At 46.2% G+C, this 11,274-nt stretch carries 11 protein-coding genes and 1 tRNA gene; 4 read left to right on the top strand and 8 right to left on the bottom strand.

Annotation, left to right across the window (positions count from 1 at the left end; translation table 11 throughout):
- Positions 1-1,833, top strand: coding sequence for a complex I subunit 5 family protein (locus THICY_RS06125; protein WP_013835746.1), 1,833 nt, complete (start codon positions 1-3; stop codon positions 1,831-1,833).
- Here the strand turns inward: THICY_RS06125 and THICY_RS06120 are convergent.
- The 3 genes from THICY_RS06120 to THICY_RS06110 are packed head-to-tail and all read right to left on the bottom strand — an operon-like array spanning position 1,820 to position 4,340.
- The gene (locus tag THICY_RS06120) at positions 1,820-2,995 is read right to left on the bottom strand and encodes a ChaN family lipoprotein (RefSeq protein WP_013835745.1); all 1,176 of its coding nucleotides are present in this window, start codon (positions 2,993-2,995) and stop codon (positions 1,820-1,822) included. The two genes, THICY_RS06125 and THICY_RS06120, sit on opposite strands and share 14 nt — an antisense overlap.
- Positions 2,992-3,432 carry an NfeD family protein gene (locus THICY_RS06115; RefSeq protein ID WP_013835744.1) on the bottom strand — a complete coding sequence of 147 codons (441 nt, stop codon included), beginning with the start codon at positions 3,430-3,432 and terminating at the stop codon, positions 2,992-2,994. The genes THICY_RS06120 and THICY_RS06115 overlap by 4 nt, the downstream gene beginning before the upstream one ends.
- Positions 3,429-4,340, bottom strand: a complete 912-nt coding sequence (locus THICY_RS06110; RefSeq protein ID WP_013835743.1) for an SPFH domain-containing protein — start codon at positions 4,338-4,340, stop codon at positions 3,429-3,431. Before THICY_RS06110 ends, THICY_RS06115 begins: the two co-directional genes overlap by 4 nt.
- Before the next feature lie 103 nt (positions 4,341-4,443).
- On the opposite strand from THICY_RS06110, the gene THICY_RS06105 reads away from it, so the two are divergent.
- From THICY_RS06105 to THICY_RS06095, 3 genes are all read left to right on the top strand, one after another.
- Positions 4,444-4,944, top strand: a complete 501-nt coding sequence (locus tag THICY_RS06105; protein WP_013835742.1) for a GlcG/HbpS family heme-binding protein — start codon at positions 4,444-4,446, stop codon at positions 4,942-4,944.
- Positions 4,945-5,060: 116 nt separating this feature from the next.
- Positions 5,061-5,151, top strand: a tRNA-Ser gene (locus THICY_RS06100).
- Positions 5,152-5,315: 164 nt separating this feature from the next.
- Entirely contained in the window at positions 5,316-5,684 is a 369-nt protein-coding gene (locus THICY_RS06095; protein ID WP_013835741.1) for a thiol-disulfide oxidoreductase DCC family protein, read from the top strand.
- Here THICY_RS06095 and THICY_RS06090 read toward each other — a convergent pair.
- The 5 genes from THICY_RS06090 to nrdA all read right to left on the bottom strand — a co-directional run bounded on the left by THICY_RS06090 (position 5,681) and on the right by nrdA (position 11,062).
- Positions 5,681-6,124 carry a DsrE family protein gene (locus tag THICY_RS06090; RefSeq protein WP_013835740.1) on the bottom strand — a complete coding sequence of 148 codons (444 nt, stop codon included), beginning with the start codon at positions 6,122-6,124 and terminating at the stop codon, positions 5,681-5,683. The genes THICY_RS06095 and THICY_RS06090 overlap by 4 nt on opposite strands.
- Before the next feature lie 127 nt (positions 6,125-6,251).
- A complete protein-coding gene (locus tag THICY_RS06085) occupies positions 6,252-6,938 on the bottom strand; it encodes a hypothetical protein (RefSeq protein ID WP_013835739.1) in 687 nt (228 codons plus the stop codon).
- Positions 6,935-7,510, bottom strand: a complete 576-nt coding sequence (locus THICY_RS06080) for an RNA polymerase sigma factor (RefSeq protein ID WP_013835738.1) — start codon at positions 7,508-7,510, stop codon at positions 6,935-6,937. The genes THICY_RS06085 and THICY_RS06080 overlap by 4 nt, the downstream gene beginning before the upstream one ends.
- 123 nt (positions 7,511-7,633) lie before the next feature.
- Entirely contained in the window at positions 7,634-8,767 is a 1,134-nt protein-coding gene (gene nrdB / locus THICY_RS06075) for a class Ia ribonucleoside-diphosphate reductase subunit beta (protein WP_013835737.1), read from the bottom strand.
- Between the two features lie 18 nt (positions 8,768-8,785).
- On the bottom strand, positions 8,786-11,062 hold the full coding sequence (nrdA, locus tag THICY_RS06070; protein ID WP_013835736.1) for a class 1a ribonucleoside-diphosphate reductase subunit alpha: 2,277 nt from the start codon (positions 11,060-11,062) through the stop codon (positions 8,786-8,788).
- Positions 11,063-11,274 lie beyond the last annotated feature (212 nt).

Here is an 11,274-nt window from a genome sequence, read left to right as displayed (position 1 = left end):
ATGAATCTAATGATCGCATTATGGTTGTGGCCGCTATTATTAACACTCACGTTATTAATGCCCGTTACCAAAAAATATACCGGTACGCTGATTACCATTGGCCTACTGCCGGCCGCTGCCTTGTGGTTAGCACAGCTGGGTTGGTTAACCTCCATGCTAGCGCCCACCGATGCCTTCTATTTCCCAAGTTTTTTACTCGGTATGCGCCTCGTTTGGCATGAGCTGTCGTTTATTTGGTTAAGTTTCAGTGTCATTATTTGGGCGCTCGTCGCTTGGCACAGTCATTGGGTAAAAACCGATGACATGAGTTATCCCTTGTTTATGAAGCTGAGTTTAGCGGGCAGTCTGGGATTGGTGGTCGCCGGAGACGCGTTAAGTTTTTACCTGTTTTTTAGTTTAATGAGTTTAGCGGCTTGGGGCTTGGTGGTACATGAACGCACCACCCATGCGGAGCAGGCTGCGACTTGGTACATTATGCTCGCCGTTTTGGGCGAAATTTTATTATTCAGCGGCTTATTATTGCGTGCCGCCGAGCTAGGCACCACCGATTTAATGGTGTGGTTAAGCAGCCCATCGGGCGCTTGGGGCATGGCTTTGATTGGGCTGGGTATGGCGATCAAATTGGGTGTGCCCTTGTTACACGTGTGGTTGCCTTTGGCTTATACCGCCGCACCGATTCCGGCGAGTGCGATCTTGTCGGGCGTGATGATTAAAGCCGGTATTTTGGGATTATGGATTTTACTGCCCAGTTTGGCCATGCCGTTAAGCGAGACTGGTTTTCGAGTCTTAGCCTGGATTGGCGGCATTGCGATGTTGTATGGTGTAGTAATGGGTTTAACTCAAACGAATCCAAAAACCGTTTTATCTTATTCCAGTATTAGTCAAATGGGTTGGTTGATTTGGGGCTTGGCTTGGGTTTGGCAAACCCCCGATCCGCGCATTTGGGTGCTATGGGTGGCCTTATTTGCCTGGCATCATGCGTTGGTTAAAAGTGCGTTATTTATTGGTTTGGGCTGGTACAAGTTTGCAACAGCTTTAGTCTGGCGTTATGTGGCTTTAGCAGGCCTGGTGATGTTGGCCCTAGTTTTAGCCGGTGCGCCACTCACCGCCGGTGCTTGGTTAAAATACGGCATGAAATTATCCAGTGAAATGGATGCGGTTGTGGCGACCTTGCCACTATGGTGGTTAAGTGTCGCTTCAGGTGCAACTTTCTTATTAATGTTGCACTTTATTCGTCGTTTGCTTAAACAACCCTGGCCCTTGGCTCTGCCAGCAACCACCGTAACATGGTCGCGCGTTTGGAATGACGCTGGTGCTTATAGTGCTTGGTTAATCATCTTGCTACTGATCTTGGTTTGGCCATTGGTGCTCATCTTGGGCGGTTTTACGCAGGCGATTAGTGGCGGCTATAGCGGGGTGGCCGCTTGGCAAACGCTGGCACCCGTGAGCTTAAGCTATGCACCCATGTTACAGCAGGCCTGGCCGCCATTGGTGATGGCGTTGATTGTTGCTGTGGCTTGGCGTATTCGGATTAACCGCCAGTTTCAGTTGCCCGCAGGTGATGTGTTAGTGGTTTATCAATGGCTAGGAGAGCAGCTGCGGACCGGCCATTTAAACGCCAGTGTCTTAAAAGGCTGTCTGCATGCTTCTTTTGCGACAATCAAGCCGGCGGCAGCGGCATTAAGCTGGTTTAGGCATCCGCATATTCACGGCATAATTCACAGCTCAAAAACCATTCATTGGTTGGGTTATTTGCTCGCCTGGTTGGGCTTGTTGGTGTTAGTGCTATTGATTATGGTTTGGCCTATTGGCTATGCGTTTAGTCGAGTTTAAGATTGATTAGCTGGGCGCGGCGATGATTTTCACCGGCTGGGCGCGTGATGAGTAGCTCAACCTGTTGGTTGGGTTGGGTTTGATAGAGCGCCAGCATCAGATCACTAAAATGACGGATCGGTTGGTTGTTAAAACCAACAATACAGTCATTAATCTGCAATCCAGCCGATTCGGCGGCACTGTCGTCAATAAGCTCACGTAAGCAGGCCTGCCCTTGTGGCGTAATATGACTGCCCAAACGCCCGTGTGCCGGCAGGCTAAGCGGTTGGGTTAGCAAGAATCCATCAAAGCGGTTTTCGTACCACTCTTCAAATTCGCCATTAGCTAAACTTAGCGTTTTACCAGTTAAATCGGGCAAGCGACGCAGAAAATCACTAATAATCGCGTGTTGGTATTCGAGGTGAAATTGGCCGGCAAATAGCAACAGCCGTGATTTGGGATGGTTTGCTAACCAAGCAGCGGCATTGGCGGCCATAGTTTCATCCCAGGTGCGTTGCGCGCTAATCAGATAATCTATTTGACCATGGTCGCCCAAGCGTTGGCCGAAAAAGCCCTCTAAACGTTCGGCATGATAGGGTTGCGGCGGCTGAATGTCTGGTAGTTGGGCGCGTTGTTCTGGGCTTAGGCTGTCTAAGCCTTCGCGGGCAATTTGACGGGTTAATTCGGCCGGGGCATTGAGGGCGAGCACCGGGATCTGTTGACCTTGGGCATAGTGCATAATGGGTTGTAACAGCCGCCAATCATAGCGCCAACGGGTAAAGTATTCGGTGCGTTGTAATAGCTCGCCTTCATCAATTTCGCCGGCAATATAGGCATCGACCCAGGGTTGAAAAGGGGCTTGAAACCACTCTACACCGATCGCGAATGACGTGGCTTGTTGATGGAGCAGATGCACCAACTCAGCTTGAATCAGGTGATCGCTGAGTCGATTGTGGATTTCACCATGAAAAATAACTTGGTAAGACCCGAGCTGGGTCGTTAGGGCTTGCCAATCCTCGGCCTTAGCATAATCCAATACATCCGGATTAAAGGGGAGGGTGATTAAACCCTGTGCCGAGGCTTGGGTTAATGGACTGGTTGGCGATGTTTTCGACTGCGCATAGCTTGAATTAGCTAGTGCCAACAACAAGCCTGCTAATAAGGACGTTTTTTTCCAGTTCATTCGGCTTCAATCCAAGCTTGATTAAGCTCAATTTTTGTCACTCGAACGCGTTGACCTTCCTGCCAATCAGCGGTTGGGTTGGCGACCTGCCAATGGGTGCCATGGTAAAACACCATCCAAGTGTCGTTGTGTAATGACAGTTTGCCAATGCCGCCGGTTTGATAGGTAACCGAGATTTCTTCTTTGGCATTACGTTTGGCAATCACCTTGTTGCGTAAGGCAAACAGCAGTACTGAGCCAATGGCGAAGGCAAAAATCAGCTGAATTTCACCATGCTCAAAATCAACCACAAAGCTCAGCAGACCAATCACGATTAAGCCAATGCCAAACCACATTAACATAAAGATACCCACTAGCATTTCAATGCCAATAAGGGCAAAACCCAAGGCAATTAAAAGCCAGCTTGGGATCAATTCGAGCAGGCCAGGGGTGATCATTTCGCCACGCCTGCTTGGCTGAGTACGCCTTGTAACACCGAGAGCGCCCCGACCAGTTCAGTTGCCTCATAAGGAATTACCACTTTATTCGCCGAGTCGCTAGCCGCAATGCCTTCCCAAGCTTTAATTCGGTCTTTGGCCAGTAGGAATTCGGCCGCATTCGGATTGGCCTGCATGGCTTGTGCCAGCATGACAATCGCTTGCTGTTGACCTTCTGCCAGTTGAATTTGTTCATAGCGTTTGGCATCGGCGGTACGCTCGATGGCTTCGGCTTCTTTAAAAGCCTTTTGGCGATCACCTTCCGCTTTGGCAATGGTGGCGTTTTTTAAACCTTCCGCTTCGGTTTCCGTGGCCCTACGCTCACGTTCGGCGCGTAGTTGCAGTTCCATCGCGTGTTGTACCGCTTCAGGCACTGAAATATCCGAAATTTCAACGCGCGTAACCTTTGCGCCCCAGCCGCCGGAGGCATTATCGAGTGCAATCATCAGGGTGGCATTGAGGGTGTCGCGCGAGGACAGGGTATCGTCTAAATCCATTTTGCCGATTTCAGAACGCAGTGTCGTTTGCGCTAACTGCGCAATGGCATGCTTAAGATCTAAGATTTCATAGGTGGCGTGTTCCGCGTTATTGACGCGTAAAAAAACTAATCCATCAATTACAATGCTGACGTTATCGCGAGTAATTACTTTTTGAACCGGGATATCAATGACTTGTTCTTGGGTACCAAATTTAGAGCGCACACGATCGATCACTGGAATGATGAAGTTTAAACCCCCATGCAGGGTGCGATGATAGCGCCCCAAGCGTTCTATTACCTGCAGTTCAGCTTGCGGCACAATTTTGATCCCAGAGACTAAATAAATGACCACCACAGCGAGCAGTATGAGTGTAAAAATTGTGAATTCCATAGTTCATCCTTAGTTTAACCAGTAAGCTTTAGCGCGAGATAGTGATAGAATCAAGCTGATTTAAATCAACAATAAACTAAATATAAATCATCTTGGAGGATGTATGTTGAAACAATCATTAAAATCTTTACTTGTCGCATCAGGCCTGGTTGTCGCAATGGCGCCAGTAGCAAATGCACAATCCTTAACGGTCGATGTGCCACGTTTAACCCTTGAAGTGAATAACAAAATTGCGATGGAAACCATCAAAGCTTGTGAAGCGAAAGGCATTCCGGTATCGGTTACGGTGGTCGATCGTAACGGTATTATTATGGTACAAATGCGCGATTCAATGGCACCGCCGGTATCGTTACCGATTTCCCAGAAAAAAGCCTATACTGCGGTGATGTTTAACGCCAATGGTTCACAGTTAGTGAGTCAAGCAGCGGGCGCTTTGCCAACTTTGGGTGAAGGCCTAGCCTTTATGGCCGGTTCAGTCACGATTTCAGCCGGCGGCCGTTTATTTGGCGCCGTGGGCGTGAGTGGAGCACCGGGTGGCGATATTGACGAAGAATGCGCTGTCGCTGGTGTTGAAGCGGTGCAAATGGATTTAGAAATGATGTAGTTTCAACCCCGTTTTTTTGGTGGTTATTGCAGCCAGGCTAGATTTATTTAGCCTGACTGTTTTGTTTGACAGTTACATAGACAAGCATCGGTGGAGTCGCTATAATGCGCCACCATGGAGAGCTGGCTGAGCGGTTGAAGGCGCACGCCTGGAAAGTGTGTATAGGTCAATAGCCTATCGGGGGTTCGAATCCCCCGCTCTCCGCCATTATTGACAAAGCGTGGGTTGTTATCAGGATGCCTGAATAACTACCCGCGTTTTTTTATTTTTGCTAGGATGATATTTGTAATAAAGTTATCGAGCTAGGTATCTAAGGTAGTTGGCTTCGGTTACATTTTTTAAAAATTTTTGTCTTCAGCGGAGATTGGTAAATGTCAAAATCCCCAATTCGTGTCTTTTACGATGGTCAGTGTGGTCTATGCCGCCGTGAAATTCAGCATTACCAAAAAATTCAACCAGTCGGTGTTTTTGAATGGGTGGATATTACCCAAGATAGACAGTTGTTAGACGAACAGGGCGTTGATCTGGTAACGGCATTGAAGCATTTGCACGTGCAAGATGCGCAGGGCCAATTACATTTAGGTGTTGATGGGTTTTTGGTTATTTGGCGTGGTTTGGGTGGATTTTGGGCACTGCTGGGAAAAGTGGTTGCCTTACCAGGCCTGCGGCAACTTGCGCGTTTGGCTTATCGCGGTTTTGCGGCTTGGCGCTTTAAGCGCCTAAGCCACTGTAAACTTTAAGGCCGAAGGTATACAAAGCCCTGTTGTTGAAGTGCCGCGATTTCAGCGACGCCTGAGGGAACAATGTCGCCCTCAGAGGCATTGAATAGTTGGTCAATGCTAACGCTACGTCCTACCAGTGTATTGGCACAAATTTTAAACCCGACCCCTTGGCCTTTTAAATTCAAAATGCGTGATTGAATGATTTCGTCGGAATGAGCGCGTTGTAGTAAGTCAATGCCTGGTCCATGCATGACTACTTGGATTTCGACCTTATCTAAACCAACGCCATTGATGTGGTTTTGGATATTGCCAAGCATTGCCCGATAACGGTTATCATCGGCATAATTAACGTGATAAACCACCTTTTGTGGTTCATAATTACTGGCTTGAGCGGGCATGCCAGCAAGGGTAAATAGACCAACTAGCGAAATTAATAACGACTTAAATAGATTTTTCATGGGTAAACTCCTAGTTGTTTTTTTAGTTCGGGCTATGTTGCCTTCACTATTAATAACGGAGTTTTTTGGTTTTTATTCCATCAAAGGTTTTGATGTTTCGATTGCTTAAATATATATCACTTAATCGTTAAATCTTAATATAGGTCCAGCCGTCTTTTAAGCGTTTAACAACTTCGTCAACGGCAGGTTCATTAATGTTAACGGCCGGAATTAAATCAAAAGTTTTACCGCCACGTTCAATGCGATCTAGCGTGCGCCGACAGGCCACCAGCTCGAGATTTTGATGTTGTTGCAACAGGGCAATAATGTCTTCAGCGTTAGCGTTTTGTGCATTAAATAACTCGATGCCTTCGTGATTAGTAATGATCTGTACTTGGCTATTCGGTTGCTCCCTGAGCAGTAGGCCTGCTTTTTGGATACTCTCAGCCATTTTGCCTTGATCATTATTATCCAAATGAATCACAAATTTATTGGCAGCTATGGGTATGGAATTAACCTGATCTAGGGAGCTGGGTGATAGACTTAGCATGATTCCCAAGAGTAATCCGGTGAATCCAGCGGCGGCATACCCCCAACCAGCATTAAATTTTGTTTTTGCCTTCGGTTTTGTTATAGGTTGACTATTGATGCCTTTAATGGGTTTTATCTGTTTGTAATGATGGGCGATCTGCGCTTTGATGTGTCTTTTGACACAGATCTGTTCGCGAGATTCCGCATCCTGCTTTAGACGTGATTCAAGAGCGAGGCGCTCGGCAGGGTCGAGTTCACCATCAATATATTGATCAAGTTCGTAAGGTTTAAAGTGAGGGTTCATGATGGTTGCCTCATTTCAATAACATTGTTTTTATTTTGCTTATTACTGAGCATTAACTGTTTTTCAAGTTCTTTTCTAGCGCGTGACAAACGCGACATCACTGTCCCAACGGGTATATCCAAAATCTCAGCGGTTTGTTGGTAGCTAAGCTCTTGTAAATCAATCAGCGTAATGATTTGCCGTTGGCTATCGGTTAAACGAGTCATGGCGGCTTCAAGCGCGGTAAGGGCCTCGTGCTTCATATAGTCGTCTTCACAAGAGGCTTGAGTGTGTTGGAAATCAATGGCGTCTTCTTCCATCCATTGCCATTGCTGTTGGTAGCGCATTTTATCAATATAGAGGTTGTGTAAAATCTTGCACAGCCATGGCAATAGTTGGTCTAAATCATTGAGTTGATGTTGGTGCTCTATGGCTTTTAGCAGGGTTTCTTGTACTAGGTCTTCGCTGACACTGGTTTGATGAGTCCAAGCATAGGCTAATTGATAAAGGCGAGTGTAATGCTGGCTTAATAGGGTGTTGAAATCCATTTTACTGGATGGGGTGCTTAGCCAGTTGTGCAGAGTTTTTAGCATAATGGGCCTCATCAAAATTCTGATTTTATTCTAGCTTAGATTAATCAATGAGGCGAGTGCATTAGAATTTGTTAATGAAAAAGCGCCCTGAAGGCGCTTTTTAGACGGGTTGTATCCGATAAATTAGAGCGAAAAACCACCAAAATCATCTTTGCTGACGTTGGTATCAACCTGTCCAACTAAGTAGGAGCTAATTTCAGATTCTTGTGGAGCGACCTGAACATTGTCACTGACTAGCCAGTTATTCATCCACGGCAGTGGGTTACTGCGTTGCTCGAAGATGATCGGATAGTTGAGGGCTTTCAAGCGCACGTTCGTAATATATTCCACATAATCTTGCAGGATTTTGGTGTTAAGGCCAATCATTGAACCATTTTTGAACAGATAGGCGGCCCATTGCTTTTCTTGTTCGGCGGCGTCTTTAAAGATGTTAATGATCGCCTCTTCTTCTTCGACAGCAATCGCAGCCATTTCAGGGTCATCATCGCCATTACGCAGTATATTCAGCATGTGTTGGGTGCCCGATAGGTGCAAGGCTTCATCGCGCGCAATTAATTTGATAATTTTGGCGTTGCCTTCCATGAGTGAACGTTCGGCAAACGAGAAGCTACACGCAAAGGATACATAAAAACGGATCGCTTCTAGGACGTTAACGGATACCAGCGTGAGGTATAACGCGCGTTTAATTTTCTTGCGAAACACCGCATCTTGCTCAATATCAATTGCTTGCGAATAGAGGGTGTTGGTTAAAAAAATCAACTCGTCATAATATTCGGTTACCGAGATGGCGCGTTTGACAATTTCTTCATTGGTTACGATATCGTCAAACACCACGCTCGGGTCGGTTACGATGTTGCGAATAATATGGGTGTATGAACGACTGTGGATGGTCTCTGAGAATGACCAGGTTTCAATCCAGGTTTCGAGTTCTGGAATCGATACAATCGGCAGCAGAGCGACATTGGGTGAGCGCCCCTGCACCGAGTCCAGTAATGTTTGATATTTAAGGTTACTTATGAAAATATGTTTCTCATTGTCGGGTAGTGCCGCAAATTCGGCACGGTCGCTCGACAAATCGACTTCTTCTGGGCGCCAAAAGAAGCTGAGTTGTTTTTCAATGAGCTTTTCAAAAATCGGAAATTTTTGTTGATCGTAACGCGCCACGTTTACATTTTGACCAAAAAACATCGGCTCTTTGAGCGCATCATTTTGACTGCGACAAAAAGTAGAATATGTCATTTTTTCTTGGCAACTCATAGTCAGTTCCTATTGTTATTATAGTTTACACGCACCGCCAGCACAGCCATCATCATCTTGCGAATCAGATGCACCGTCACGGGTGTTATGGTAATAGAGGGTTTTTAAACCAAGTTTGTAACAATACAGTAAATCTTGCATGATCTGTTTAATCGGCACCTTGCCTTGTTCAAATTTTGACGGGTCATAATTTGTGTTGGCCGAAATCGCTTGGTCAACAAACTTTTGCATAATCGCTACCAGTTGGATATATCCGGTATTGTTTGGAATCTGCCACAGCAATTCATAGTTGTCCTTAATCTCTTTAAATCCTGGTACAACTTGTTTCAGAATACCGTCTTTAGAGGCTTTGACCGAGATGTAGCCGCGCGGCGGTTCAATGCCGTTGGTCGAATTAGTAATTTGTGATGAGGTTTCGCAGGGCATCAACGCGGTTAGGGTCGAGTTACGCAAACCAGTGCTGGTAATTTCGCGACGCAAGGTTTCCCAATCGTAATGAAGCTGAGTTGAGCAAATACCATCAACCTCTTTTTTGTAGGTATCGATCGGTAAAATACCCTGCGCATAGGTGGTTTCATTAAATTTTGGACAGGCACCAAACTCACCAGCTAGTCGATTGGATGCTTTAAGTAGGTAGTATTGAATGGCCTCAAAGGTGCGGTGCACCAAGTCATTTGCGGAGCCATCGGAATAGCGCACACCATGTTTCGCAAGATAGTAGGCGAGGTTGGTGACACCAACCCCTAGGGTGCGGCGATCGAGGCTGGCAATCTGCGCGGCTTTAATCGGGTAGTCTTGGTAATCCAATAAACTATCTAGTGCGCGCACAATCAGTTCAGACAGTTCTTCAAGTTCATCCAGGTCTTCAATGGCCCCCAAGTTAAACGCCGATAGCGTACAAAGTGCGATTTCACCATTCGGATCATCAACCGATTTTAGCGGCTTAGTGGGTAGTGCAATTTCTAGGCACAGGTTGGATTGGCGCACGGGTGCTTGTTTGGAGTCAAACGGACTGTGGGTATTGCTATGATCGACGTTTTGAATATAAATGCGACCAGTTTGCGCACGTTCTTGTGCTAGTTGAGAGAACAAATCGAGCGCTTTGATTTGTTTTTTACGAATGGCAGGATCCGCTTCATAGAGTTGGTACAAACGTTCAAACTCAGCCTGGTCTTCAAAAAACGCATCATACAGGCCTGGTGCATCAGAAGGGCTGAATAGGGTAATCATGCCGCCTTCAAGCAGGCGTTGATACATGACTTTATTCAGTTGTACGCCATAGTCCAAGTGGCGGGCACGGTTCTCCTCTACACCACGGTTGTTTTTTAATACCAGTAAGGATTCCACTTCAAGGTGCCATAAAGGGTAGAACAAGGTAGCGGCACCGCCACGCACACCGCCCTGTGAACAGGATTTAACCGCGGTTTGAAAGTGCTTGATAAAAGGGATTAGACCGGTGTGGAACGCTTCACCACCCCGAATCGCGCTGCCAAGTGCTCGGACGCGGCCAATATTGACCCCAATACCCGCACGTTGCGAGACGTATTTAACAATCGACGAGGAGGTTGCATTAATCGAATCGAGTGAGTCGCCACATTCAATGAGTACGCAGGAGCTAAACTGCCGCGTTGGTGTACGTACGCCTGACATAATCGGGGTTGGTAGTGATAGTTTGAAATTTGAGGCGGCATCATAAAAACGCTTGATCAAGTTCAACCTCGTTGTGCCGTCATAGTGACTAAACAGGCACATTGGGATTAGCATATAGATAAATTGCGGACTTTCGTAAATTTCACCGGTTACCCGGTTTTGGACTAGGTATTTGCCTTCGAGTTGCTTAACGGCAGCATAACTAAAGGTTAAATCACGATCATGTTGGATATAGCTATCAAGCTCATCAATTTCGCTTTTGCTGAAATCCTCTAGCAACTGGGCATCATAACGACCTGCGCGCACCATTTTGTTGATTTGCTCGAACAACGATGGTGGGGTAAAGCGCCCAAAGGCTTTTTTGCGCAAATGAAAAATCGCTAATCGGGCGGCCAGGTGTTGATAGTCTGGTGAGTTTTCAGAAATCAAATCGGCGGCCGATTTGATAATGGTTTCGTGAATGTCAGCCGTTTTAATACCATCATAGAATTGAATATGCGAACGCAATTCAACCTCAGAGACGGAGACCTCGTCCAAGCCTTCTGCCGCCCAGGTAATCACACGGTGAATTTTTTCAAGATCAATGGATTCTTTACGTCCGTCACGTTTGACGACTAAAATTTCAGAAGAGCTTGTATTCGACATAATCAGTCCCTGCAGCGGTTGGCATTTAAGTAAGGTTTCGGTTTACACTTTAATCGGTTACTGACACTGTGAATAACTGCTGGGACATTTTGAATATTAGTACCAGCTTATTGTTTTTTAAAAACATCAACTTAGGGGTTTTTTGTAAGTTAGTTTTTAAAAAGTATCATTTAACTCGTTGTAAGGCGTAGTTGTAAAAACACTATATCTAG

Origin of the sequence: Thiomicrospira cyclica ALM1, from assembly GCF_000214825.1 — a bacterium.
Lineage (GTDB): Bacteria > Pseudomonadota > Gammaproteobacteria > Thiomicrospirales > Thiomicrospiraceae > Thiomicrospira > Thiomicrospira cyclica.
This window is presented reverse-complemented; position numbering and strand designations above follow the sequence as displayed.